Here is a 25,906-nt window from a genome sequence, read left to right as displayed (position 1 = left end):
AAATTTATGCGACAAGCCGCCGGACCTTGCACACCTGCGCGCATCGGCGCGGTTGTGACTTGGGGCGGGCGGAAGTAAGTCTGCGGCGACGATGAAGGAGCCTTGATATGGCCAGAGCCCCCAGAACCACCGAAGCCGATCGCGCGGCCTCAAAACGCATCAGCGCGCTGGCCGCCCTGTGGCCGTTCATGCGCCCCTATGGCTGGATGATCGCGCTGGCAGGCTCGGCGCTGGTGCTGACCGCGGGGATGTCGCTGGCGCTGCCCATCGCGGTGCGCCGGGTGGTGGACAATTTCGACGTGGCCGAAGCGGCCCTGCTGGACGGGTATTTCGCGGCGGCGCTGGCGCTTGCGGGCTTGCTCGCGGTGGGCACGGCGCTGCGGTATTATTTCGTGACGCGGCTGGGCGAACGGGTCGTCGCGGACATTCGCGTGGCGGTGTTCGACCGGGTGATCGGCATGTCGCCCGCCTTTTTCGAGCGGGTCAAGACCGGTGAGGTGCTCAGCCGGATCACCACGGACACGACGCTGATCCTCTCGGTCATCGGGTCCTCGGTCTCGGTGGCTTTGCGCAACCTTCTGATTCTCGTGGGCGGGATCGGGCTGATGCTGTTCACCAGCGTCAAAATGACCGCGCTGGTGCTTTGGCCGATTCCGGTGATCGTGTTTCCGATCATCATTCTGGGCCGCCGGGTGCGCCGCCTGAGCAAGGAAAATCAGGACTGGATCGCGCAAAGCTCCGGCGATGCGAGCGAGCAGTTGCTCAGCGCGCAGACCGTCCAGGCCTTCACGCACGAGGCGCAGAGCCGCGCCGGGTTTCATCGGGTGACAGAGCAGAGTTTCGACGTCGCCCGCCAGCGCATTGCCACCCGCGCGGTGCTGACGGCCATCGTGATCTTCATGGCGTTCAGCGCCATCGTGGGCTTTTTGTGGATGGGCGCGTCGGACGTGCGCGCCGGGGTGATCACCGTGGGCGAGCTGGTGCAGTTCATGATCTACACGATCATGGTCGCCGGTGCGGTGGCCGCCCTGACCGAGATCTGGTCCGAGTTGCAGCGCGCCGCGGGCGCGACCGAGCGGCTGGTGGAGTTGCTGACCGCTGATGACGCGGTGCGCGATCCGGTGCAGGCGCTGCCTGCGCCCGAGGTGCGCCACGGGGCGATTGCCTTCGAGAACGTAACCTTCCGCTACCCCGCGCGGCCCGATGTCTCGGCGCTGGACGATGTGTCCTTCACCGTCTCCCCCGGAGAGACCGTGGCCCTCGTGGGGCCGTCGGGGGCGGGTAAGACGACGATCATCCAGCTTCTGCTGCGGTTCTATGACCCATCGTCGGGGCGGGTGACGCTGGACGGCCAAGACCTGCGCGACATGGCGCGGGCGGATTTCCGGCGCCACATCGCTTTGGTGCCGCAGGACCCGGTGATCTTCGCCGCCTCCGCCCGGGACAACATCCGCTTTGGCCAGCTTGATGCCACCGATGCCGAGGTCGAGGCCGCCGCCCGCGCCGCCGCCGCGCATGATTTCTTAATGGCGCTGCCCGACGGATACGAGTCTTACGTGGGCGAACGGGGGGTCATGCTTTCGGGCGGGCAGAAACAGCGCATCGCCATCGCCCGCGCGATCCTGCGCGACGCGCCGGTGCTGCTGCTGGACGAAGCCACCAGCGCGCTGGACGCGGAATCGGAGCGGGCCGTGCAGCGGGCGGTGGACCAGCTGTCGGCGGATCGCACCACGTTGATCGTGGCGCACCGTCTGGCGACGGTGAAAAAGGCCGACCGGATCATCGTGTTCGAGGATGGGCGCATCGCCGCCATGGGCACCCATGATGCGCTTGTGGCCGAAGACGGGCTGTACGCGCGGCTGGCGCGGTTGCAGTTCACCGACGGCATGGCCGCCGAATAGCGCGCCGTTTCCGGCCCGGTTTTTCGTAGCGTCAGGCTTGTGCCGCAGGACAAACCGCCACATCCTGCCCAAAAGGGAACTCCGCCACGGGATGGCGGGCAATAACAAAAGGGGAGGATCGTGTTATGACCTTTGCGTCCATAGCCGACCGCGATGCAATCGAGAACGAAAAGCCATGGGGCGAGCGGAACGTGCCGCATTCGGTCTGGGCGCAACTGTCGCAGACCGCGGGCAAGTTCGGGGACCGCAAGGCGGTGACGTTCCAGATGTTCTCGGGCGAGAAAGACCCCGAAGACACGCTGACCTGGTCGCAGTTGCAGGGCAAGGTGGCGCAGACGGCGAACCTGTTTCGTGAGCTGGGCGTGGGCACCGACGATGTGGTGGCCTTCCTTTTGCCCAACGCCACCGAAACCGTGCTGACCTATCTGGGCGGGGCCGTGGCGGGGATCGTCAACCCGATCAATCCGCTGCTGGACGCCGACCAGATCGGCGCGATCCTGAAAGAGACGAACGCCAAGGTTCTGGTGACGCTGCGCGCCTTCCCCAAGACGGACGTGGCCCAGAAAGCCGCCGAGGCGGTGAAGCTGGCACCCAACGTCAAGACCGTGGTCGAAGTGGACCTGCTGCGCTATCTGACCGGGGTCAAGAAATACATCGTGCCGCTGATCCGCCCCAAGGTGAAGGTAAGCCATGGTGCGAAAGTCATCGACTTTAACCGCGCCATCGCGAAACAATCGACCACGCTGGGGTTCGAGGATCCGGCAGGCGACCGGGTCGCGGCTTATTTCCACACCGGCGGCACCACGGGGATGCCCAAGGTCGCACAGCACCGCAATTCGGGCATTATCTACAACGCCTGGCTGGGGGACCGGCTGCTGTTCACCGAAAAAGACGTGCAGATGGTGCCGCTGCCGCTGTTCCACGTCTTTGCCACCATCGTGGCGCTGGGGGCCAGCCTTGGCTCGGGCGCGCAGATCGTCTTTCCGACGCCGCAGGGCTACCGCGGCGACGGGGTGTTCGACAACTTCTGGAAGCTGGTGGAACGCCACCGCGCGACCTTTGTGATCACCGTGCCCACGGCCATGTCGGCGCTGATGCAACGCAAGGTGAACGCCGATATTTCGTCGCTGCAACTGGCGTTCTGCGGCTCGGCCCCGCTGCCGCTTGAGCTTTACAAACGCTTCGAGAGTGCGGCCGGCGTGACCATCTGCGAAGGCTACGGGCTGACCGAGGCGACCTGTCTGGTCTCGATCAACCCGCCCTCGGGCGAGAAGAAGGTGGGCTCGGTCGGGATTCCATTCCCCTACACCCACGTGCGCATCATCGACCCCGAAAGCCAGCGCGACATGCCCACGGGCGAAGTGGGCGAAATCTGCGTGGGCTCCCCCGGGGTTTACGACAACCACACCTACACCGAAGAGGCTAAGAATCGCGACCTGTTCTACCCGGGCGAGGGGTCCCCGCTGGGCGATGTGCAGCAATACTTGCGCACCGGCGATCTGGGCCGCTTTGACGAGGACGGCTATCTTTGGATCACCGGACGGGCGAAGGACCTGATCATCCGGGGCGGGCACAACATTGACCCTGCGGAAATCGAAGAGGCGCTGGCCGGTCACCCCGAGGTGGCCTTTGCTGGAGCCATCGGCCAGCCCGACGCCCACGCGGGCGAGGTGCCCGCCGCCTATGTCGAGCTGACCGACGGGGCGACGGTGACCGAAGCGGCGCTGATGGAGTTCGCCTGCAAACATATCCATGAGCGCGCGGCCTATCCCAAACACCTTGAAATCATGGACGAATTGCCGAAGACGGCCGTGGGCAAGACCTTCAAGCCCGACCTGCGCAAGATGGCGATCAAACGGGTCTATAACGAAGCCTTGTCCAAGGCGAAGGTGGCAGCCGAGGTGTCTTCGGTGGTTGAGGACAAGAAGCTGGGTCTGGTGGCGCAGGTGTCGAAGACCGGCGACGTGACCGAGGCGCAGATCAACGACGCGCTGGGCGCCTATACCCGCCCTTGGCGCTGGGACACGCAAGAGGGGTAAGCCCCGCCAAAGCGCACCGCCCCGCCGGGGCGGTGCCGCAGCCCCCGCATCGGCGCAGGCGCTGCGCCGATGACGCGCGAATTTATGCCTTATTATCATAAATTTGCCACTATTCATCGCATTCCTGACAATTTGATGAATTAGCCTGTCCTGGTATTCGACCGGTGTCTGGCGCCGTCGTTCCATGCAGGGGCCGGATGCACCGCTCAAACCGAAGGCAACCCAACGTGCAGCATCCTCTGTCCCAGTACACGCTTATGTCGCCCAATGATCCGCGCTTGGTCCGGCGGCGGATCCGCGAATATGCCCGCGTCGGGATTGAGCTGCTCTCCCAGCGGATGGTGATCTACACCTTGGCATTCGTGCTGACGGTGGCCTATTTCGATTTCGTCATCGGTGCGATCTTCTTCTCGCTGATCCTGCTGTGCGAGGTGATCGATCTGTTCATGTTCCGCGCCATCCTGCGGCAGCGGGACTGGTCGGCGCAGGGCACCCGCCGGGCGATGACCATGATCTATGTCGGCACGGTGCTGAGCGCGGTGGCGATTTCCCTGTTCGCCACGGCAACTGCGCTTCAGCAAAGCGCCGAATCGGGGCACTTCATGCCGATCTTCATGCTGATTTCGGCGGCGATTTTCGCGGCAATCAACAATCAGCATTTCCATACGGTGCTGGCGCTGCGCCTGGCGATCTATGTCGCCGCGATCGTGTTCATTCCCGCATATGACATCCTCACCCATCGCGCGCCGCTGTCGTCAGAGCTGTGGCTGAACATGTTCACGGTGATCTTCGTGCTTGGCTTTCTGATCGAACTCGCCCGGACGCATATCAGCAGCTATACGCGGATGCAGCAGAATCAGGAACGGCTGGAGCAGCAGCATGAGCGCACCAAGGCGGCCTATCAGGCGAAGAACCAGTTTCTTGCGACGGTCAGCCACGAGCTGCGCACGCCGCTCACCTCGATCAAGGGGGCGCTGGGGATCGTCAACGCCGGGACATTTTGCGAGGTGCCGGCGCAGATAAAGGCCCCGCTGGATATCGCCGAGCGCAACACCCGGCGGCTGGCGGATCTGGTCGATGACCTGCTGACCCTGCAACGGGCCGAGCACGGGCATCTGGAGTTGAATCTCGACACGCTGGATCTGGGCGCGCTGATTGGCGAGACGATCGACCGCTTCGCCCCCTATGCCGAGAACGCCGGCGTCAAGGTGACGACCCGTCTGCCCGATCCGGCGGTCTGGGTCGATGGCGATGCCAAGCGCATCGAACAGGTGGTCACGAACCTTCTGTCGAATGCGGCGAAATTCTCGGACGGGGCGGGCGAGGTGCAGGTGACGTTGGAGCGCGACAACGGCATGGTGCGGCTGTCGGTGACCGATCAGGGCATCGGCATCCCGCAGGATGCACACGACCGGATTTTCGAGCAGTTCGGCCAGCTCGATTCCTCGGACACACGCAGTTTTCAGGGCACGGGACTGGGGCTAAACATCTCCAAACGTATCGTCGAAGCCCACGGCGCGCGGCTGGATTTCATCAGCGAGTTGGGGGTCGGGTCCACCTTCTTTGTCGAATTCCCCGAACCGCAAGTCCACGCCATCGCCGCGCAATAGCGCGCGCGACGGGCCAGAGGGAGCAGCGGCGTTACACTCTACGAAGGATGCACAGGCCGCGCGCCCGTCAGTTCACCGGTCGGTCGGAGACGAGGCGCAGGCCCAGATGGGCGGGGGGCGTGCCGACGGCGCAGCCGCCGCGGGCGGGGTCGCGGACGAGGTACGACATCGCGGCCACATGCTCGCCGCCCACGAAGAAGGCGGGGCAACGGTCGGGCGTGATCTCTCCGTCCGAGGCGCCCGCGTAGCAATCCTGCGTCCATTCCCAGACGCTGCCGTTCAGATCGACAATGCCTTCGTTTGTGGTCGCAAAGCTGCCCTGCGGGCGCAGGGTGCGTTTGGTTTGCGGCTCGACCAGATAGGCCGAGGCCCAGGTCAGCTCTGGATCGGTAAAGATCGGGTCCGGCTCGGGCGGCAGCACCGGGGCGGCCATGAATTCCCATTCGTGGAGCGACGGCAGGCGGAAGGTCGCGTCGGACTGTGCGTTGATCCAGCGGAGATATTCGCTGACGTCTGTGTAGGACAGCCCCGTTGCGGGCTGGGTGGTCGCGTCGCGGTTGGCGGGCACCTGAAGTGCCAGCGTGCAGGCCCCGTCGGCGTGGCACCGGTTCCACTCGGTCACGGTGACTTCGTATTTCTGGACGTAAAGCCGTGCGCCATCGGGCAGGATCACCGGCCGTTCGGCCATCTGCGGCGCATAAAAAATGTCGGGATCGCGCGGTATGAACGCGACCCCGACCAGAAGTGCCACCGCCACCGATGAGATCAACCGAACACGCAAAGAAATCGGCGATCCTTGTTCTGTGGCGATGGCAAATGTCATGTCTTCACTGCCTTATGCGCTGAAGCTGCGGGGGGCGACGACCTGTTCCATCAACTCGTTGTCCCAGTCGCCTTCGACCACGAAGTGTGCGGCCGCACCCAGCAGGGTGGCTTCGATCAGGTTGTGGTTCACGTAGGCGTAAACGCCCGGCTGCTCGAAGGTGTACATCGCCGCCATCGCGGTGCCTCCGCGCACGAACCATGTTTCGACGTCCTTCAGGGGCGGTGTGGTGAACGATGTCTCCCAGACGTAGTCCCCGTGGCCGCCGATCAGGTGCGGACGGCTGTCGCGGTTGGCCTGATTGTGGATCATCAGCACCGTCTCGCCCACTTTGGCGCGCAGGGCATTCTCTCCGGTCAGGGCGCCGACCGCGCCGTTGAACACGCTGTGCGTGGGCGTGAGCGTGCGCATCGCCTCAAGGCTGTCGGCATAGTCGTCCCCGGCGGCGGTATAGGTCTTGTAGTCGCCCATTTCGTCCATCGGCAGGTAGTAGTCCTGTTCCCCGATGTAGGCGATGCTGTCGTAGCGCAGCGGGTTGCCTTCGGCGTCCTTCAGGCCCTCGCGGGGCAGCACCATGACCGCGCCGTTCATGCCGTGGCAGACGTGGTAGGGGATCATCGCACCGCCGGGGGCGCAGTGATAGGTGAAGCAGCCCGCTTTCGTGGCCTTCCAGCGCAGCACGGTCTCTTCCCCGGGGTAGACGTGGGTCAGGCCTCCGCCTCCCAAAGCACCGGTCGCGGCGTGGAAGTCGATGTTGTGCTCCATCATGCTGTCGTGCGGGTTGCGCAGGGTCAGCTCGACCATGTCGCCCTCATGGCAGATGATCAGCGGTCCGGGGACCGAGCCGTTGTAGGTCAGCGCCCAGATGCTGGCGCCGGTGTCCTCATCAACGACCATCAGGCGTTCGGTCGTGTCCATGGTCACTTCGACAATCTTCGGCCCGCCCGTGGCGACCTGTTCGTGCTTGGGTGCGAAGGGGGGCGCCACCAGCTCTTGCTTGACGCGGGTGTAGCCGCTCAGATCCACCGGGGCCGCCTGCACCTGAGCCTGTGCTTCGGCCTGAATGAAGCGGGCCGTGGGCGCCTTCGTCTGCGGCACCGGCTGGCGGCGCGGCGTGGCGAGGGCAGCAGCACCGGTCATGGCGGCAGCGCCGGCAAGGACCGATCCGCGCAGGATGTTGCGGCGGCTGGTCGGCATGAGGCCCGGGTTGATGTGTCGTGTCATGGTCTTGTCCTTTTCTGGGAAAGGGGCGGCCCCCCGCGAGAGGCCGCCGGAATGCGTCACAAGTGGTTCAATTGTTCTTCGAAGCGTTGCTTGGCGCCGCGCGGGATGCGGCCTTCAAGGAAGTCTTCGGGGGCCTCCTCGATCTCGCCCACGGCGACCGTCATCACCATGCCCATGGCATAGTGCGGCTTGCAGCGGATCCCGTAGAGGCCTTCCTGATCGAAGGTGACGACGATCTCTTCGTTGATCTTGCCCTCGAAGCCTTCGGCCCCCTCGGGGATCATTTCGGGCACCGTCTCGGCGTTGTGGCCGCGGTCGGTGGCCAGGAACGTCACCGTATCGCCGGGGGCGAGCTGCAGGAACGCGGGCTCGAAGACCATGGCGCCGTCGTCGCCACGGTTGAGCATCTTTACGTCGAAGTTCTCGGCCGCTGCGGCCCCCGTCAGCGCGAGGCCCAGTGCGAGGCTTGCAGTCAGTGTCTTGAGCATCTTCTTTGTCCTTTCGAGTTGCTGTTGAGCCAACAATAGCGAAAGCCGCTGCGCGAACTTTGCGTTTGCGCAAGAAACGAGAAGAAGATTCTTGATCTAGATCAAATACGGGGCCGAAACGGCGCCCGGGCAGGGCTGCGACCCTGCGAAACACGCGAAATGAAGGGAATCGCCATGAAGATCGACATGACACGCGGACAGCCGGTGGTGGATGCCGCCGACCTTGGCCCGCTGCTGGGCGTGGCCCCGGCGGACGTGCCCACGCTGATGCGCGCCGGAGAGATCACCAGCCGCTTCGAGACCGGAGAGGGCGAGGACGCGGGCCGCATGCGCCTGACGTTCTTTTATAACGGCAAACGGGTGCGCCTGACCTGCACGACGCAAGGCGAGGTGCTGTCGACGATCAAGACCCCCGCCCCCCCGCGCATGTGACAGGGGCCCGTGGGCCGGGGCCGCCGGTGCGTAGTGATATGTCGGGGGGAATTCATGGTGCTGCTGGAGAGAATCGAACTCTCGACCTCTCCCTTACCAAGGGAGTGCTCTACCTCTGAGCTACAGCAGCGCCGATGGCGGGGGAAGTAGACGCAATTGACGGTTCTTGCAAGCCCTCTCTGGACGGTTTTTGCACTGTCGGGTAACAAGCGGCATGAGCAGCAAATCGCACCCCAAGTCGAACCCCACGCGGGAAGAGCGTCTGAAGGCGGCGCTGAAGGCCAATATGGGGCGTCGAAAGGCGCAGGCGCGGGCAAGATCGCAAGCCGAAGCCACAAAACAAGCGGACGAGAGCTCCGCCGAACAGAAAGACTGATATATGGATTCCATTGTCGTTCGCGGCGGTCGACCGCTGTCGGGCCAGATCGAGATTGCTGGCGCGAAGAACGCGGCGCTGACGCTGATGCCGGCAACCTTGCTCAGCGATGAGCCTTTGACGCTGACCAACACGCCGCGCCTGTCGGACATCAAGACGATGACGGTCCTTCTCGAATCACTGGGGGCGGAGATTTCCGCGCTGCAGGACGGCAAGGTGCAGACGATGTGTTGTCACGGCGCGATCAACACCACCGCCGATTATGACATCGTGCGCAAGATGCGGGCGTCCAATCTGGTGCTGGGGCCGCTGCTGGCCCGCGAGGGTCATGCGATCGTGTCGCTGCCCGGCGGGTGTGCCATCGGCGCGCGGCCCATGGATATCCACACCGACGGACTGGCCAAGATGGGCGCGCAGATCGACCTGCGCGACGGCTACCTGCATGCCAAGGCCGAGGGGGGCAAGCTCAAGGGGGCGGTCATCGATTTCCCCTTCGCCAGCGTGGGCGCCACCGAGAATATCATGATGGCCGCGACGCTGGCCAAAGGCACGACCGTGATCAACAACGCCGCGCGCGAGCCCGAGATCGTCGATCTGGCAACCTGTCTGCGCAAGATGGGCGCCCAGATCGAGGGCGACGGCACCCCGACGATCACCATTCAGGGCGTCGAGAAGCTGCACGGCGCGACGCACCCGGTCGTCACCGACCGGATCGAACTGGGCACCTATATGCTGGCGCCGGTGATCGCGGGCGGTGAGGTCGAGTGCCTTGGCGGCAAGGTGTCGCTGCTGGGCGCCTTCTGCGAGAAGCTCGATGCGGCGGGCGTCTCCGTGGAAGAGACGCAGGCGGGCCTCAAGGTCAAGCTCAAGGGCGACCGGCCCAAGGCGGTGGACGTGACGACCGAGCCGTTCCCCGGCTTTCCGACCGATCTGCAGGCGCAGATGATGGCGATGTTGTGCTTTGCCGATGGCACCTCGGTGCTGGAAGAGAAGATTTTCGAGAATCGTTTCATGCATGCCCCCGAGCTTGAGCGCATGGGCGCGGATATCGACGTGCAAGGCGGCACAGCGCGGGTGACGGGGGTCGAGCGGATGAAAGGCGCGCCGGTGATGGCGACGGACCTGCGGGCTTCGGTGTCGTTGATCCTCGCCGGCCTCAAGGCGGAGGGCGAGACGCAGGTGAACCGGGTCTATCACCTTGATCGCGGCTATGAGGATGTGGCTGGCAAGCTGGGCGGCGTGGGTGCCGATATCGAACGGGTGGCCGGATCATGAGCGATGCACGGTTTGAGGACGGGGCGGAACAGCCCCTGCGCCTGAAGGCGCTGGACGCGGATGATCTTGGCGTGATCTCCGGCCTTGTGCAGGATGCGATCTTTCCCGGGCATGAGGTTAAATGGGACCGGTCGGCACGGCGGTTCGCGATCCTGCTCAACCGGTTCCGCTGGGAAGACGCAGACAAGGCCGAGGCCCGCAAGCGCGACTATGAGCGGGTGCAATCGGTGCTGGTGGTCGAGGACGTGATGAACGTGCAAAGCCAGGGCGTGCCCGCGCGGGATGCGGATCTTGTGCTGTCGATTCTGGCGATTGCCTTCACTCCGGGCACGGACGGGGGCGGGTTCGTCGAGTTCACGCTGGCCGGGGACGGCGCGATCCGCGTGGAGGTCGAGGCGCTGGAGGTCGTGTTGAAGGACGTGACCCGCCCCTATGTCGCGCCGTCGCGCAGCAAGCCGCGCCACCCGGACGATGAGGGGTAGGCGCTGAGATGGCCCAGTTTCTGAACAGCGCCGACTCCGGTTTCGAAGAGGCCTTCCGCGCCTTGCTGGCCGCCAAACGCGAAGACAGCCCCGACGTGGACGCGGTGGTGGCTGAAATCATCGCCGATGTGCGCGCGCGGGGTGATCGCGCCGTGCTTGAGCTGACGGCGAAGTTCGACCGGCTTGAGCTTGACGCGGACGGCCTGCGGTTCACCGCGGCCGAGATCGACAGCTATTGCGCGCAGGTGAGCGCCGAGGATCGGGTGGCGCTTGAGCTCGCCGCAGACCGCATTCGCGCTTATCACGCGCGCCAGATGCCGGACGATGAAAGCTGGACAGACGCGGCGGGGGCCAGGCTCGGCTGGCGCTGGACGCCGGTCTCGGCGGCGGGGCTTTACGTGCCCGGCGGCATTGCCACCTATCCCAGCAGCGTGTTGATGAACGCCGTGCCCGCCAAGGTCGCCGGGGTGGACCGGCTGGCGATGGTGGTTCCCACGCCGGACGGGGCGGTGAACCCGCTGGTGCTGCTGGCGGCGCGCATCGCGGGCGTGGACGAGATCTACCGCATCGGCGGCGCGCAGGCGGTGGCGGCTTTGGCTTACGGCACCGAAACCATCGCGCCGGTGGACAAGATCACCGGGCCGGGCAACGCCTTTGTTGCTGCTGCGAAACGACGGGTCTTCGGCAAGGTGGGCATCGACATGATTGCCGGCCCGTCGGAGATTCTGGTGATTGCGGACCGTGACAACGATCCCGACTGGATCGCGCTGGACCTGCTGTCCCAAGCGGAACACGACGAGAGCGCGCAGAGCATCCTGATCACCGACGACGCAGCCTTCGGCCAAGCCGTGGCGCAGGCGGTCGAAGCGCGGCTGCAAACGCTGGAGCGTCGTGCGGTGGCGGGGGCGAGCTGGCGCGATTTCGGCGCGGTGATCACCGTGCGCACCATGGATGAGGCCGTGGCCCTGTCCGACCGGATCGCGCCGGAACACCTTGAGCTTTGCGTGGCCGAGGCCGATGCGTTGGCCGAGCGGATCACCCACGCGGGGGCCATCTTCATCGGCGCCTGGACGCCCGAGGCGATTGGCGACTACGTCGGCGGGCCGAATCACGTCTTGCCCACGGCGCGCTCGGCGCGGTTCTCAAGCGGGCTGTCGGTGATGGATTTCCTCAAACGCACGACCCTGTCGCGGATGAGCCCCGAAGCGCTGGCACAGATCGGACCGGCGGCGGAACGGCTGGCGATCTCCGAAAGCCTCGAAGCGCACGGGCTGAGCGTGCGCGCGCGGCTTGACCGGTTGAACAAGGATTAGCCCCATGGCGAAGATCATCGACATCCAGCTTGACGACGCAGCCCTGCCGCCCCCCACGCCCGAGATCGAACAGGAACGCAAGGTCGCCATGTTCGACCTGCTTGAGGACAATTCCTTTTCGCTGCCCGCGCGCGAGGGTCGCGCGGTGCCGCAGGGGCCGTTCCGGCTGGCCCTGTCGATCCGCGAGCGGCGGCTGGTCTTCGCCATCGCGGAAGAGGGGGGCGGTCAGGCGGGCGAGTTCCACCTGTCCCTTGGTCCGTTCCGGCAGGTGGTGAAGGATTATTTCCAGATCTGCGAAAGCTATTTCGACGCGGTGAAATCCGCCGCCCCCAGCCAGATCGAAACCATCGACATGGCCCGTCGGGGCATCCACAACGAAGGCGCGCGCATCCTGCAAGAGCGGCTTGAGGGCAAGGCCTGCGTCGACATTGACACCGCCCGCCGCCTGTTCACCCTGATTTGCGTTTTGCATTTCGGGGGCTGAGGTGGAGAAGCTGCCCCAGTCGATCCTGTTTTGCTGCGACCACAATTCCGTACGCTCGCCCATGGCCGAAGGGATCGCCAAAAGCCTTTACGGCACAGACACTTACCTGCAGTCGGCGGGCGTGAAGAACGATCTGGAAATCGACGGCTTTGCGGTGCATGTCTGCATGGAATGGGGCGTCGAGATCTGCCGCCACCGCAGCCGGTCCTTCGACGAGATGGTCGAATGGGGCGACGATCTGTCGTCCTTCGACATGATCGTGGCGCTGTCTCCGGCCAGTTTGCGCATGGCGCAAGAGCTGACGCGCAATTCCCATGTGGCGGTGGAATATTGGCCGATCATGGACCCCACCGGACTGGGTGACGCGCGCGAGGAACGTCTGGTCCATTACCGACAGACTCGCGACCAGATTCGCGACCGTCTGATCGACCGCTGGGGGCCCGGCGCGCGCGAAGATGGCGGCGACACCGTCTCTTGACGGCCCATTGATCGGCAAATTTGCCACTTAGCCCTTGAAAACCGCGCGCGGGACGCGCATTTAGTCCTCGTCCGCCGTTTCGCGGATTTCATGATGGAGAGAACATGGCCAAGGAAGAACTGCTCGAATTTCCCGGTGTCGTAAAGGACCTCCTGCCGAATGCGACGTTCCTGGTCGAGCTGGAAAACGGCCATACGATCATCGCACACACGGCAGGCAAAATGCGCAAGAACCGTATTCGTGTTCTGGCTGGCGACAAGGTGCAGGTCGAGATGACCCCGTACGATCTGACCAAGGGTCGGATTAATTACCGTTTCAAATAACGTGGCGGAGACGCCGCGTCTGATTCTCGGCTCTGGCTCGCCCCGGCGGCTGGAGCTTTTGGCGCAGCTGGGGCTGACCCCCGCCGAGATCCGCGCCCCCGATATCGATGAAGACCCGACCCCGGCCGAGAAGCCGCGCGATTACGTGCGGCGGATGGCCCGGGAAAAGGCCGAAGCCTTGCCCTGCGCGGCGGATGAGGTCGTGCTGTGCGCGGATACGACCGTTGCCGTGGGGCGGCGCATTCTGGGCAAACCCGCCGATGCGGCCGAGGCCGAGGCGTTCCTGCGGCTGATGTCCGGCCGACGGCACAAGGTGATCACCGCGCTGGCGGTCAAAACCCCCCAGCGGGTGCAGGTCCGCGATGTGGTCACCGATGTGAAGATGAAGCGGCTTAGCGATTCGGAGATTGCCGGATACCTCGCCACCGACGACTGGCGCGGCAAGGCGGGCGGCTATGCCATTCAGGGGCCGGCGGGCGCGTTCATCCCGTGGATTGCAGGCTCGTATCAGGCGGTCATGGGGCTGCCGCTGGTGGAAACCGCGAACCTGTTGCAGGCCGCGGGCATAAGGATCTGGACATGAAGGCTCGGATGATCGTGTTGGACCATGTGGCCGGCCGCGAGGCTGCGGCGCTGCTGGTCGATGGCAAATTGCAGGACCTGCTGGTGGATGACGACAGCGCCCCGCGCCCCGGTGCGATCTTCCGCGCGATCTGCGACCGGCCGCTGAAGGGGCAGGGCGGCATGATGCTGCGCCTGCCCGAAGGCGACAGCGCGTTTTTGCGGCAGGGCAGGGGGCTGGCCCCCGGTCAGCCGGTGCTGGTGCAGGTGACGGGCTATGCGGATGAGGGCAAGGCCGTGCCGGTGACCGACCGCGTGCTGTTCAAGTCGCGCTATGCGATCGTCACGCCGGGCAAACCTGGCATCAACGTCAGCCGCCAGATCAAGGACGACGGCGTGCGCGACCGGGTGCTTGCCTGCGCCCATGAGGTCGAGTTGGGCGAGGGGTTCGGCCTGATCCTGCGGTCCTCCTGCGCCGAGGCGGCCGACGACGACATTATCGACGACATCGCCGCCATGGACGCGCTTGCGCGGGCCGTGATGGCCGATGACACCGGCGGCGCAGAAGCGTTGACCGAAGGTGACGGACCCCATGCGCTGGCGTGGCGCGACTGGGTCGAGCCCGCACAGGTGGTGACCGACGCCGGCAGCTTCGCCGATCAGGGCGTGCTGGACCAGATCGAGGCATTGCACTCGCCGAAGGTGGGGTTGGGCGGTGGCGCTTTCATGTATGTAGAGCCCACCCGCGCGCTGGTGGCGGTGGATGTGAACACCGGCGGCGACACCTCGCCCGCGGCGACGCTGAAGGCCAATCTGGCCACTGCGGCGGCGTTGCCACGCGCGCTGCGCCTGCGGGGATTGGGCGGGCAGGTGGTGATCGACCTCGCGCCCATGTCGAAAGCCCACCGCAAGCAGATCGAAGCCGCCCTGCGCCGCGCCTTCCGCGCCGACACCATCGACACCGCGCTGGTCGGCTGGACGCCGCTGGGGCACTTCGAGCTGCAACGCAAGCGCGAACGCCTGCCGATTGCGCCGCTTCTGGGTGGGCTGCTCGCATGAGCTGCCCGATCTGCGACAAACCGTCGGCGCCGGCGTATCGTCCGTTCTGCTCGAAACGCTGCGCGGATGTGGATCTGGCGAAATGGCTGGGCGGCGGCTACGCGATCCCGTCAACCGCCCCCGAGGATGCCGAAGACCTCGCCCAAGCGCTGGAAGAGGCCTTGGAAAAGGGTGAAGACGGCCGCGATGGCGGGACCGAAGACCCCGATTTGCCACGTCTTTCCTGACGCGACGCGGGTATTTCAAAGAAAGCCGTTTTCGGGCTGGACAGCGCCGCTCCATCCCCCTAAAACGCCCACACCCAAGGGGTTAACCCCTTCCCGTGCCTGGGTAGCTCAGGGGTAGAGCAGTGGATTGAAAATCCTCGTGTCGGTGGTTCGATTCCGCCCCCGGGCACCATTAGAAATCAAGACTATACAATGGCTTACGCTCATTTGGGTCGGTATCTCCGGTTCGCAGTTTCGTCGTATTTTCCTTGGTGGCACAGTGGTGGCACAGAGCGGGCTGGGTGGCTTATCCGGCCGCATCGGTTTTCGAGAGTATCGGGCAGCGCCTCCGATTTGGCAATCACGGGCCTCAAGTTGCATCAATAAGATCAACGTAAGCCGCAACCTCAGATACGATGAAACGCGTGCTGCAGTTGCCGCGCCCCGGGATTCCGAGCTTTCGCTTCCGAGGAAACTGAGGGTTCTCGCGGCACCAGCGATCAATCGTTGGGCGGGACACGTCGAATAGGCGCATGAGATCCTTGATGGTGCAGTAGCGCCGATTGGAAATCCAGTTTGGAAGCTGCGGGTAGTCGTGTGGTGTCATGCGTCAGGTACCTCCTGCGGTAGTAAATTCAGCGTGGGGATTTTGATCAAAATACTCCTTCCATTCCTCCTCATTGATACCTGCCGCCAGGTCTTCGTGCATTTTCTCTTGCGCAAGCAAGTTGAACGCCTGGGTTCGATAAGCTTCAGCGGTGGCTTCCGAGCGGTGATCTCAGGCGAGCATTGCCAGTTCGACGCCCCGCGCACCCAAGCGACCAAAGGTATTATGCAAATGGGTACGGGCAATATGGCTGCCCGTCCCAAACACTGACGCCCAAGCATAGCTGACGTACCGCGGGTGCGGCTCAGTATCGTCATAGTTGACGAAAAGCGGGCGGCGTTTCTCAAGGCATTCTGTTCTCAAGGCATCCAAATATTCGGTTGAACAGCCCTGCAGAATCAATTGGTCAATAAAGAAGCCGAAGACAGGAAGAATGTACGGTCGATATGCCCGTCCAGTTTTTGAGATCGTGAGGTCGAACTGGTATTGCCTTCCATCCCAGAGAATTTCCTCACCGAACCTCAGCCTGGTATCCGAGACCCTGAGAGGGAAAGGGCAAAACAAGGTGATCGCGACAGCTTTGTTCCGGTACGATTGGGCGGATCGTGGGTTTTGTGTATGGCTTGCCTTGGACAGCATATCCAAAGCCATGCCAAAAATCTCCGAGTATTCTGGAATCAGGTTGATCGCGGCTTGCTTGACTGGTGTGTAGTGCTGGCTCCTGTTTTCGTGCACGCGAATGCGATCGGCCAGATGGTCCAACACAGCTTCTTCCGATCCAAGATACCTCGCGAAATCACGAATTTGCCGAACGGAAGATAGCATGGTCTTGCGCGATAGAGGTTTTTCTCGAGCAATCAAGGATCGCTCATATGAAGTGGCAGATGCGATACACATCGCTTCAGGGGAGCCGGCAACCTGTGCGGCTTTGATAAACTCGCAAGCCTTCGTTTTCATCGTCGCAGCCATAGAGGGGACCGGAACAGTTCCGTATTTCCCGGGCTGTCCGGCATCCATCCGAGCAAACGAGTCCTGCCAATCTTGCGGCAGCTCTTCAAAAAAAACGGAGAACTTGCGTTCCCGAGGTTTATATTTTTTTCGAACCGACGGTTTTCGTGATGCGATCACCCTGTCGAGCGCGCGCAGAATCGGGTGGGCCTCGAAAAGCATCCAAGTAGTTCTGCGCAAGCGAGCGATCTGATAATCAGAACGGTTCTCGGTCGCGACCAACACTACTTCGTAATCGACGGCGTTGGACCGCGCTTGCAGTTCATTCATGAACGCCGTGAGATCGTGCAGATCTTGAGCCGAAAATTTACCATCGGCGATCATACGCAACATATCATCGAGAGCCAGAGTACCCGACCAGCACGAGTCTGCGATGCAGTCCTGTACTCTTGAAAGTGTGCCGCTCCTAATCCTCATGGCGGAACCCCGCCTTTCTTGCAATTTCGCGCTGGACTTCGAAGAGCTCTCTCTCAACATCGATCCATGCATAGTGCTTTCGAACGGTGGCTGACGTATTGTGGAGCAACCGGGCGGCTTGGCCATACTCCCCAGGGTGATCGCGGAGGTAGAGGGTCGCCAGCCCATGCCGGAAGTTATGCGGGTGCATGGGGATCCCAAGATCCCGAGTATGACTGTACAGAGCATTCCCAAACGCGGTTGATGACAAGCGGTCGGCTTTGTAGCCTGGAAACAGATAGTTCGAGTTGCTTGCGGTCGGGAACCGCGGGCGGATTTCTTGAATGAACCATCTCAAAACCTCCACCGCCCGAGTTCTGTTATCGAGAATCTGAGCGTCAATCGGCCGACGGTTCTTGGTTTCTTTTCCGCAAATGGTGATCTTGACTGGCTGTCCTTTGCGCTTCGGCATGAGCAAATTGGCTTCCGGACCAAAAAGCTGAAGGTTGCGCAAGTTTTCGATACGAAGTGGCGATCCCCACAGCGAGATTGAACTCATCGCGGCCAAAACACCGAAGCGGTTGATCCGGTATTCGTCGTTTGGCGAAGACTGACCTCCTCGGAGGATCCGCTTGGAATTGTCCATGAATGTGACATGAAGCGAATGGAATGTGATTTCGGCGGTTCGATCGCCCAGGAGCTTTCGGCAAAATTTCTCGGGCTGCTTAGCCATGACCTGACTGTCCGCATAGCCTTGCCTCAGGATCCTGTTCGTCTTCATCGATTGCTTCATGAAGTCCACGGGGTACCCGCAATGTGCAGCCATAGCGATCATTCGGCCGACGTAAGTGTGAAGCGTTCTTTTTGAGATGGACCGGGAAGGGTCTTGATCTGCGATAATGGCGCGCATGCATTCGATGAAGACATTTTTCTCGAAGACTTTCTGGAGTGGGTCTGTCTCGGGATCCAGAATGTTGAGCTCGATTGCGATTTGAACGAATTTCCGGAGAGCCGCGCGGAACACGCCGATAGCGCCATCACTTGCGTGCCTACCATACTCGTCAAGAATTTCGTCATAGTCGCCTCGGGCAATTTGAAGAACCAAGGTTTCCGCCTGCTCGTTCAGACAGTCCGGAAGCTTTCTCAATGGAGAGCGCCGAGCGCCGCTCGTGAGAACAATGTCGCGCACCGGCAGCAGGGCCGACAGGGATTTCGATTGGGAAATTGACTTGAGTTCCTGGATGTACTTTGTAGCTTTCCTGATGATAGCGTAGTGTTCAGGTGGCATACATTGGCAGATCTCTTCGATCTTTTTTTCGGCGAGCTGGTTTGGCTTGAGGTCAGATCGGCGGCATTCATTCGCAAAAACCGAGACTGAAACAGCTTTCATTCTTCCTTTCGGCAAATCGTTTCTCACTGCATCAAGCAAAATGTTCCAATCGTCTTCTTTTGCTCTCAACTCACGCTCGGCATCCATGGTGCCATCAAACCTTTTGAGAACTGAAATCATTTTCTTTCGAAAAGCGTCGCGTGCCTTGAATGTCTTGAAGTGAGCACAGTCACTTCCGTTGCTGGGAAACTTTGCCCTGAACTTGGAGAGGTCTGCCGGAACGTCTGCCAGCCGATTGACCGAGTAGATAGTTGCACACCGACGCACTTGCGCGATAGTCACGACACGTTGCCTCCGCCCAAGGAGCGCTTTCTTTGATCCAGTCCGCGACATCCTGCATGCTTGGTTCGATCAATTTATCGCTATTCGGAAGTTTGGGTTTAGTGTTCATTTTTTTGTCCTTTGACTGTTGTTTTCATCTTGATGAGGAAGGTCCCAGAATTTTCGACTGCCGAAATGTGCTGGGTGTTCGTCATATTTTTCGCTGTTTCTGTAGTTGTTGGTTGTTTCGTCATTTCGTGTGTTTCGATGCGGCGCTGGGATTTCGTGCTCTCAGCCCGATGCGGGTTCTCGGGCCGCACCGGCGGACCAGCCAAGGCTCTGGTTCCACGTTCCTCGCCCAGGCTTCGATGTGCATCGGCAAGTACCGACGAATGCGAGGTCCAAGGTCATAGTGATGCGGAAGATTCCAACGTGAATCGCAATTGTTGCCGGCGCGGCGGATCGTCTGTGGTGTCACATTCATCCGGGCAGCGAGCAGGTCGATTGAGCAGAGAGGTTCCATCATCCTGGTCAGTGCGTCCTGGCGGACATCATCGATCAACCACATACGCCGCCAGATCTCAGACATGTCACATCGGTCGGCTGGCAGTATCCGCACCCCCAGTCTTTGCAGTACTGGACGAATGGTTGGCATGGACACGTCGAGGTGCACGCTCGCTTTATTCAATGTGACGACATGGCTGCCAACGTGGATTTTAGATTGCTTGGTCATGAAGTGAATTTAGGGCCAGCACCTGGCACGCCCCAATAGGACGGCAGCAACAGAATTGTGGATAAGTCCCTCGTCGACCCGTTGCTTCAACGCAAATCAGTCAGGTTTGAAGCTGTATTTTTCTGTTATATCAATGATCTGATAATTTATTTCCGATGCGAGTAGGGGGGCTTGTACGCAAAGGCGATCTGAGGCCTAAAATTTGTTTATGAGCAGCTATTGCGTAGCATTCTGCGAAAACGGTAATTTTTTTTGAAAAACAAAAGATTGATTTGGTGGTGGTGGCGGCACCGCACATGGCTCATCAAATGAAATTGGAACGACCTCTGCCACCGAAGCTGAGACGAGGCGAAGATGCCGGTGCAAGCCTGTCGGAGGGGAGGCTCACGACATGGAGCTTCGACTGCCCGGTCTGGAAAGCCTGAGTTTGAATTGCATTTGCACGTTCGTACTATGCTTGGCATGCCCGTGATAGCGTCCTCGGGTACCTATGGCATGGTTGGGAATGTCCGAGCCCGCCGTCGTATCGTCGTCTCCGCCCGAGCAGATAAGAATCCAGCTTATCATTTATGGAGATACTCAAACCCTGTTCCACATCAAGGATGGAGCCTCAAAATAATGATGACCAAACATGGGCGAGGGCCGCCGCCTGCGACTCTCAAGGCTCGTCTGCGCCATGCCGCACAAATGTCCGCCGCCAACCCCAAGCGGACTCTATTCTTGAATTTCGTAGGCTCTGGCTTGAGGTAAAGACTTGATGAAACTGCGTTATGATCGCCCCTATTGACTGGAGGTGCTTTGTTCGGCATCTTTTCACTGATGTCTCGTCTTGGCCGTCCAGGTGGGCGCGCCGTTCAAATCTGTCGGACATCGGAAAAATGAGGTACTATCCATGACGACTGCTGATGCAGCCGCGACCCTGTTCGCATTCCCCTACCACAACTGCCGTAACATTTCCTCGCCCGAAGATACGAGCGCGAGCCGGAAAGTATATGCCGGCACAGCGCCCGCGCGTTCGGTGCTGGAACTCGAGGACAACGAGAACGTTCGCGAGTATCTGGTCGAAGCAAAGGGCAAGCAGAAGAAGTCGCCCACACTCGTCCATCAGGCGATCCGCAAAACCCTGAAGGACAATTCGCCGCTTTTCTCAATTCTGAACGGTGGCATCGTAATCGTCGCCCGCGATGCCGAAGTGGACGATAAGAACAGAAAGATGACGCTACTCAAGCCAAGCATCATTAATGGATCGCAGACCCAGGGCGAACTGCGGAAGTTCTACGCCGAAACATTCAATGAGGATTATCAGGAACCGAGTATCCGCTACGAAATCATCGTGACTGACGACGACGACCTGATTGCTGAGATTTCCATCGCGAGGAACTTCCAGAACGATGTGCGGGCCCTGTCCATCGCTGGGCGACGAGGACACATCGACGCTCTCGAAGCACGCATGATCGAGCATTTCCCGGATGTGCGACTGCAAAAGAGTGAGAGCGAACAGAACGACAAGGAAGACACCCTTGACACCGAGAAGCTGGTGCAGGTCACTTTCGCCGCTTTGCCCGTCGAGATGATGGAAAAATTCAAGCGGCAGTCGGACCCCGAGAACAAGGTGTTCTCCTACAGTCAGAAGACGCGCTGCCTCAAGCTGTTCCAAGAATTGGTGGAGAAGCCTGAAAACAAGAAGATCTACGACTGCTTCCTCGACGTAGCACCGATTGCATGGCAACTATACCTCAACTGGAAGCAGCATCAGGGGTTCATCGGTACTGGCATCCGCTCCATCGAACGCGAGGATCGCATGGTCAAAGAGGTGCCCGATGGCCTTATCTTCCCGATCATTGCGGCACATTCAGTTTTCATCCGGAACAATGGCATGCGCTGGCGGATGGAAAGACCCGAGGTCCTGACCGACGCCGACCTGATCCGCACGGCGACGCAAGCGTATCAGGAGATTGCCAACCACAACCCGCAGACTATGGGTAAGACCAAAGGGTGCTATTCGCTCTTGATGTCCGTCACGAGCATCTACGCACGCTTAACCTTGCGGCAGTAAACGCAAAAACCGATGGGCAGGGCAGCTTTAGGGCTGTCCTGACGTCGTAAGACGAAACCGGATAATGTCTCTGCAACGTCAATAACCTGGCCCCTGCTGCCGTTCATGTATTGCAACCGCATTCCTCATTTGATCCGCCATATCCATACCATGCGCGACTTTGCGTACCATGAGGAACACGCCGCCTGTCGTGCGAGCCCATATCTTGCCAATGGCATTCTTTTCGCGGGCCTCCGGTGCACCAATCAGGTGTTCGCCTTTGTACTCCACAACGAAAACCCGGCCGTCATGTAGCTTTGCTACGAAATCCGGATAGAAGCGTCGGCCCACGCGGGGCAATGAAAACGAATTCGGATGCCGCGCCACATTACGCACCCAGACCTCGACCTCTTCAAGGCTATCAAGGCTCCAAGCACACTGAAATTCCTCGCCGTTGAGATCTCCGTCGATTAGAGGAGCACGATCTGGACCCAGAAGGTGTCGATTGAAACGGAAAGCACCCGTCGGTTTGGTAGGCACATTTTGATAGATAGTGTCATCGAACCGGATCACGCGGCTGTCAGACCAAGTAGGTTTCGCCCCTTCATCGAACAGCGCTATCTGATGCGCTCGGGTCTTTTCCTCGTTGCGAATCGTCTGGATCTTCCACCGGATGCGCGCGGCGATCTGATGCTGCCAGTCGATCAGAGTGCGAATGCTGACGTCCCTGTTCGTGACCAGATCTGCCACCATGGCGGCGATCCAGGGCAGCATTTCCGCCTGCGGTATATCCGGCACCCGACATTCTCGCTCCAGCCACTGGACCAGCGATGCCTCGAGGTCCGCGTCCGAAGGAGCATGCAGGCCGGACAGGATCGGCTGCTCTTCTGTCATGCGACTGTAGACCAGCTTCTCACCCTCGAGGTCGATCTCGATGACGTCCTGGGACTTGTGGAAGCTCAGCTCCTGTTCGGTCAGCCGCGCCGGATGGCGATCCAGGGACCAGTCGACGCGCTCCATGATCGCATCTGTCTTGGCGAGGAAGGTCTCGCCCTCCATCTTCACCAGAAGCTGGGGGATCTCGATGACATGGCCCTTCTGGGCGAGCGTTCGGCTGGCCTCTACGGTCGCCCGGTGCTTTTCGAGCTGAGCATCGAAATGGGCACGATCTTCTTCACGCGTGATCTCGCGGACGCCCAGGGCAATCTCGTCGGTCACCTCGCCCTTAACGCCGACGGCCAACGTGCCGTCATCGCGCTGGATGTAGTCGACCCCCTCGTCCTGCCACCCATTCAGGCGTTCACGGGCATCCTCGTTGTCGGGCACGGTGAACTGGAGCACCGGCTTCGGGCGCACTGGATCGGGGTCGAACAGTTCCCCCTGGTCGTTCTGCTCGACACCACGGGGCTTTAGGGACTCCCGAACCTCCTCGTCCGTGAACCCCATGTCGATCAGCTTGTCGGTCAACGCTTGGGCCGCCTCCCTGAACGAGGGCTCCGAGACATGGGCGTAGGCGCAGTTCAGCGCGGCATCCTTCCTGCGCGCCGCATAGGGCATGCGTAGAACCCGGCCCAAGAGCTGCTCAACAGCGCCTCGGCTCTGGAGCCGCTGGGTAGCGCAGAGAACATAGGCTGAGGGGCAATCCCAGCCCTCCTTCAAGGCGTCCACGGTAATCACGTGCCGCGTCTGCTCGGCGGGATCGCGCAGGTTGACGCCGTCGAGTTCGCGCTGCTCGCCGGTTGCAATTTTGATTCGGTCCTCGGGGATCAGCTTTTCCTCGACCAGATAGGTCTTCAGCTCCGCCACCGTGGGGTGACCATTGCGCGCCTGGGCTTGGTAGAGCACCACAGGACGGATATGATCCTTGTCCCGCTTTGCCTTCTCTTCCAGCATGTTGCGGGTGGCCACCGCGCCGGTGACCGCCTCGCGCCAGTCGTCATGCGGCCGGACGCGGATCGGGAGTTTGATCATCTCCTCGTCCTTCAGCGCGCTTGCCGTGACGGAATACAGGATGTTGTTACGGCCGCGCGGGGTTGCCGTGAACTCGACAATGGCCGCAGGTCGGATACGGGCCTGCACCTCACGTGTCAGGCCTGATACGGCGTTGTGCGCCTCGTCGACGATCATCAGGGGGCGCTGATCATAGAGGAGGTTGGCGAAGGAGAATTTCACCGCGCCTTCGGTCAGCTGGTCGTTCTGGGCGGCTTCTTCAGGCGACACGACTTCCATTCCCTCAGTCGGCACGCCGGAGAAATGTGTTTCGAGTTCCTCGTGGTAAGAATAGACCTTGCGTCCGGTGGTGTTCGTTACCCGGAACGCCTGGACCGTGGAGACGACAACGCAAGCTGAACCCGCCAGGTCCTGGGGGCGCAACATCTCGAACTCCGCGATGTCGAACACCCGGACATGGCCGCTAAAATTCTCATCGAGCCTGCGGCGGTAGGGGTGCGTGCGGTCCTTCAACGCCTCCAGCGTCTGGGTCTTGATTGCATCCGAGGGCACGAACCAGAGTGTCAGCGGCCATTTGCGGCGCAGGTAGCTGCGCGTGGCGAGCCGGATCGTCTCCGCCGCGAGAATCGTCTTGCCGCCACCGGTTGGTAGGCGCAGGCAGACATAGGGAACTTCGGGGAGGCTTTGCAGAGGCTGGTAGGTCCGAGGCTCCAGTTTGCGACCCTCAAGGTGTGCGAGCTTTTCCTGCTCTTCGACCGCATGCTGAAAGGCCTCGGCAGGGCCGGTGGCAAGCGCGCGGGCAAAGAAAGCGTCGAGCGTGTCCAGCGTAGCTTTCTGGTAGGTCTTGAGCTGCATGGTCAGGTCCTCGCCGGAATGTCGTAGGGGGTCTGGCGGAACAGGATGCCCTGTTCCTTCAGCGTGGCGTCGGACACGCGGCAGGCGGCGCCGTAGACGACGAGATCGCCTTCGAAATCAGGTGCGGTGGCGGCAAGGTCGTCGCGGATCAGTTTCAGCACCGCACGGGTCAGGACATTGCCGCCCTGCGCGCTGCGATCCTTCAGGATACCATTGTAGAGCAGGGCGACCGCGCGACCGTCATGGACGCCCATAAGCGGCCCGTCCGGCGCCTTATTCATGGGCTGGCGGGTCTCGCTGAACCAGACATGGCGGGCGAGATCGGCAAAGCGGATCGCCGGGTCGATCCGGCCATCTGTGTCAAAGACCGCCTGCCCGAGGGTGCAGAAGCGAAAGCCGCCGCCGCCGTCCCAGTCAACATCCTTGGAGATGCCACCCTGTTCGCCCTCGATGACCTTTTGCAGGCGCAGGGCGCAATGGGGGCGGGCATGGTCGCCCATCTCCACCCCGAGCCAACGGCGGCCCATCTTGTGCGCAACGGCCGCCGTGGTGCCCGAGCCGAGGAAACTGTCGAGGACGAGGTCGCCGGGGTTGGTGGCGATGTGAAGGATGCGCTGAATGAGGCGTTCGGGTTTGGGGGTCCCGAACACTTCTATTCCAAACAGGGCGACAATCTCTTTTTTTTGCAGCCTGTGTATGCCCCACCTCTTCATAGCCCCAAATCGTTTGGGGCACTACGCCTTGTTTTACCTCGGTGAGGAAGCGTTTTCGCTGGGGAATGGCATCGCCTCTTACACCCCACCAAACTTGGTTGTCAGCATCCAATACGGCGAGGTTTTCTTTGCTTATCGACCAGTATCTCCCCTTCGGAGGGCCTTCGATAAATCTTCCGCTGGGAGTCGTGACAGAGTATATTCCAGCGCTGTAGGGGTTCCTTGCGGATAAGTCGCTTGTTTTCCATGGACCTCGTGGATCGTTATCAGGATTTTTATAAGCTTTGTCCTGCTTCTCTCCGCGCGGCATCAAATTTGGAATAAAATGATCGGCGCTTTTTGCGTAAATCTGAATATGGTCGTGGTCGTCCGAGAAATGGCGGGCACTTGATTTAGGTGAATAGTTCTTTCGCCATATCACGTTTGCTATAAAATTCCGCCGCCCGAAGATCTCGTCCATGACAACCTTGAGGTAATGCCCCTCGTTGTCGTCAATCGATACTCAGATAGAGCCATCCTCGCTCAGGAATTCCCGCAGCAGCATCAGCCGCGGCACGATCATCGCCAGCCATTTCGCGTGTTCCATGCTGTCATCGTAATGCTCGAAGGCAGACCGCGTATTGTAGGGCGGGTCGATGTAGATGCATTTGACCCGGCCCGCATAGAAGGGCAGCAGCGCCTTCAGCGCCTCAAGGTTGTCGCCCTGCACCAGCAGCCCCTCATCGCCCGCGCCATGGCTCAGGTCGGGCACCTCGTCAAGCAGCCGATACGGCACCCGATCCGCCGCCCGCAGATCCTCATCCCTCGTCAACCATTGCAATAGCGGCATGCCCGTCCCTCGTTCTTTCCACCGGATCTTCGTGGCCAGCTTGTCGGCGGCAGGA

Annotated in this window: 22 protein-coding genes, 2 tRNA genes and 1 pseudogene; 16 read left to right on the top strand and 9 right to left on the bottom strand. The window is 61.3% G+C overall.

Annotated features, from left to right (window positions below):
* The first annotated feature begins 107 nt into the window (after positions 1 to 107).
* The 3 genes from DC363_RS08900 (at position 108) to DC363_RS08890 (ending at position 5,550) form a co-directional block, all read left to right on the top strand.
* A complete protein-coding gene (locus DC363_RS08900; protein ID WP_108640798.1) occupies positions 108 to 1,901 on the top strand; it encodes an ABC transporter transmembrane domain-containing protein in 1,794 nt (597 codons plus the stop codon).
* A gap of 125 nt (positions 1,902 to 2,026) precedes the next feature.
* Positions 2,027 to 3,940 carry an acyl-CoA synthetase gene (locus DC363_RS08895; RefSeq protein ID WP_108640797.1) on the top strand — a complete coding sequence of 638 codons (1,914 nt, stop codon included), beginning with the start codon at positions 2,027 to 2,029 and terminating at the stop codon, positions 3,938 to 3,940.
* Between the two features lie 227 nt (positions 3,941 to 4,167).
* Entirely contained in the window at positions 4,168 to 5,550 is a 1,383-nt protein-coding gene (locus tag DC363_RS08890) for a sensor histidine kinase (RefSeq protein WP_158270855.1), read from the top strand.
* A gap of 67 nt (positions 5,551 to 5,617) precedes the next feature.
* On the opposite strand, the gene DC363_RS08885 is transcribed toward DC363_RS08890, so the two are convergent.
* The 3 genes from DC363_RS08885 to DC363_RS08875 are packed head-to-tail and all read right to left on the bottom strand — an operon-like array spanning position 5,618 to position 8,085.
* Positions 5,618 to 6,373, bottom strand: coding sequence for a formylglycine-generating enzyme family protein (locus DC363_RS08885; protein WP_108640795.1), 756 nt, complete (start codon positions 6,371 to 6,373; stop codon positions 5,618 to 5,620).
* 12 nt (positions 6,374 to 6,385) lie between these two features.
* Complete coding sequence (nirK, locus tag DC363_RS08880) at positions 6,386 to 7,597, bottom strand: copper-containing nitrite reductase (RefSeq protein WP_108640794.1); 1,212 nt, start codon at positions 7,595 to 7,597, stop codon at positions 6,386 to 6,388.
* A 56-nt stretch (positions 7,598 to 7,653) separates the two neighbouring features.
* Positions 7,654 to 8,085: a pseudoazurin gene (locus DC363_RS08875; protein ID WP_108640793.1), complete on the bottom strand. Its 432-nt coding sequence runs from the start codon at positions 8,083 to 8,085 to the stop codon at positions 7,654 to 7,656.
* A 174-nt stretch (positions 8,086 to 8,259) separates the two neighbouring features.
* On the opposite strand from DC363_RS08875, the gene DC363_RS08870 reads away from it, so the two are divergent.
* Positions 8,260 to 8,517, top strand: a complete 258-nt coding sequence (locus DC363_RS08870) for a DUF6522 family protein (protein WP_108640953.1) — start codon at positions 8,260 to 8,262, stop codon at positions 8,515 to 8,517.
* Positions 8,518 to 8,572: 55 nt separating this feature from the next.
* On the opposite strand, the gene DC363_RS08865 is transcribed toward DC363_RS08870, so the two are convergent.
* Positions 8,573 to 8,647, bottom strand: a tRNA-Thr gene (locus DC363_RS08865).
* Between the two features lie 84 nt (positions 8,648 to 8,731).
* Here DC363_RS08865 and DC363_RS16955 point away from each other — a divergent pair.
* From DC363_RS16955 to DC363_RS08815, 11 genes are all read left to right on the top strand, one after another.
* Entirely contained in the window at positions 8,732 to 8,893 is a 162-nt protein-coding gene (locus tag DC363_RS16955; RefSeq protein ID WP_196778403.1) for a hypothetical protein, read from the top strand.
* A 3-nt stretch (positions 8,894 to 8,896) separates the two neighbouring features.
* Entirely contained in the window at positions 8,897 to 10,168 is a 1,272-nt protein-coding gene (murA, locus tag DC363_RS08860) for a UDP-N-acetylglucosamine 1-carboxyvinyltransferase (protein ID WP_108640792.1), read from the top strand.
* The gene (locus DC363_RS08855) at positions 10,165 to 10,650 is read left to right on the top strand and encodes a DUF2948 family protein (RefSeq protein WP_108640791.1); all 486 of its coding nucleotides are present in this window, start codon (positions 10,165 to 10,167) and stop codon (positions 10,648 to 10,650) included. Before murA ends, DC363_RS08855 begins: the two co-directional genes overlap by 4 nt.
* A gap of 8 nt (positions 10,651 to 10,658) precedes the next feature.
* Entirely contained in the window at positions 10,659 to 11,963 is a 1,305-nt protein-coding gene (gene hisD, locus DC363_RS08850; protein WP_108640790.1) for a histidinol dehydrogenase, read from the top strand.
* Positions 11,964 to 11,967: 4 nt separating this feature from the next.
* Positions 11,968 to 12,447, top strand: a complete 480-nt coding sequence (locus tag DC363_RS08845) for a UPF0262 family protein (protein ID WP_108640789.1) — start codon at positions 11,968 to 11,970, stop codon at positions 12,445 to 12,447.
* A gap of 1 nt (position 12,448) precedes the next feature.
* On the top strand, positions 12,449 to 12,925 hold the full coding sequence (locus DC363_RS08840) for an arsenate-mycothiol transferase ArsC (RefSeq protein ID WP_108640788.1): 477 nt from the start codon (positions 12,449 to 12,451) through the stop codon (positions 12,923 to 12,925).
* A gap of 104 nt (positions 12,926 to 13,029) precedes the next feature.
* Complete coding sequence (gene infA / locus DC363_RS08835; RefSeq protein ID WP_021101650.1) at positions 13,030 to 13,248, top strand: translation initiation factor IF-1; 219 nt, start codon at positions 13,030 to 13,032, stop codon at positions 13,246 to 13,248.
* Position 13,249: 1 nt separating this feature from the next.
* The gene (locus DC363_RS08830; protein ID WP_108640787.1) at positions 13,250 to 13,831 is read left to right on the top strand and encodes a Maf family protein; all 582 of its coding nucleotides are present in this window, start codon (positions 13,250 to 13,252) and stop codon (positions 13,829 to 13,831) included.
* The gene (locus DC363_RS08825) at positions 13,828 to 14,868 is read left to right on the top strand and encodes a ribonuclease E/G (RefSeq protein ID WP_108640786.1); all 1,041 of its coding nucleotides are present in this window, start codon (positions 13,828 to 13,830) and stop codon (positions 14,866 to 14,868) included. The genes DC363_RS08830 and DC363_RS08825 overlap by 4 nt, the downstream gene beginning before the upstream one ends.
* Complete coding sequence (locus DC363_RS08820; protein WP_108640785.1) at positions 14,865 to 15,095, top strand: DNA gyrase inhibitor YacG; 231 nt, start codon at positions 14,865 to 14,867, stop codon at positions 15,093 to 15,095. The genes DC363_RS08825 and DC363_RS08820 overlap by 4 nt, the downstream gene beginning before the upstream one ends.
* Before the next feature lie 97 nt (positions 15,096 to 15,192).
* Positions 15,193 to 15,267 (top strand) — tRNA-Phe (locus DC363_RS08815).
* 585 nt (positions 15,268 to 15,852) lie between these two features.
* On the opposite strand, the gene DC363_RS08805 is transcribed toward DC363_RS08815, so the two are convergent.
* Together DC363_RS08805 and DC363_RS08800 are read right to left on the bottom strand one after the other, a co-directional pair.
* Positions 15,853 to 17,013, bottom strand: coding sequence for a hypothetical protein (locus DC363_RS08805; RefSeq protein WP_146180772.1), 1,161 nt, complete (start codon positions 17,011 to 17,013; stop codon positions 15,853 to 15,855).
* Between the two features lie 82 nt (positions 17,014 to 17,095).
* Positions 17,096 to 18,757: a site-specific integrase gene (locus tag DC363_RS08800; RefSeq protein ID WP_146180771.1), complete on the bottom strand. Its 1,662-nt coding sequence runs from the start codon at positions 18,755 to 18,757 to the stop codon at positions 17,096 to 17,098.
* 1,604 nt (positions 18,758 to 20,361) lie between these two features.
* Between DC363_RS08800 and DC363_RS08795 the strand changes: the two genes are divergently transcribed.
* Positions 20,362 to 21,525, top strand: a complete 1,164-nt coding sequence (locus tag DC363_RS08795; RefSeq protein ID WP_108640781.1) for an AIPR family protein — start codon at positions 20,362 to 20,364, stop codon at positions 21,523 to 21,525.
* A 78-nt stretch (positions 21,526 to 21,603) separates the two neighbouring features.
* On the opposite strand, the gene DC363_RS08790 is transcribed toward DC363_RS08795, so the two are convergent.
* The 3 genes and pseudogenes from DC363_RS08790 to DC363_RS17270 form a co-directional block, all read right to left on the bottom strand.
* Positions 21,604 to 24,309, bottom strand: a complete 2,706-nt coding sequence (locus DC363_RS08790) for a DEAD/DEAH box helicase (protein ID WP_108640780.1) — start codon at positions 24,307 to 24,309, stop codon at positions 21,604 to 21,606.
* Between the two features lie 2 nt (positions 24,310 to 24,311).
* Positions 24,312 to 24,959 carry a DNA methyltransferase gene (locus tag DC363_RS17275; RefSeq protein WP_277871176.1) on the bottom strand — a complete coding sequence of 216 codons (648 nt, stop codon included), beginning with the start codon at positions 24,957 to 24,959 and terminating at the stop codon, positions 24,312 to 24,314.
* Positions 24,960 to 25,254: 295 nt separating this feature from the next.
* A pseudogene (locus DC363_RS17270) lies at positions 25,255 to 25,851 on the bottom strand (site-specific DNA-methyltransferase); the annotation flags it as partial.
* Between the last annotated feature and the right edge of the window lie 55 nt (positions 25,852 to 25,906).

Origin of the sequence: Thalassorhabdomicrobium marinisediminis, assembly GCF_003072065.1 — a bacterium.
Lineage (GTDB): Bacteria > Pseudomonadota > Alphaproteobacteria > Rhodobacterales > Rhodobacteraceae > Octadecabacter > Octadecabacter marinisediminis.
This window is presented reverse-complemented; position numbering and strand designations above follow the sequence as displayed.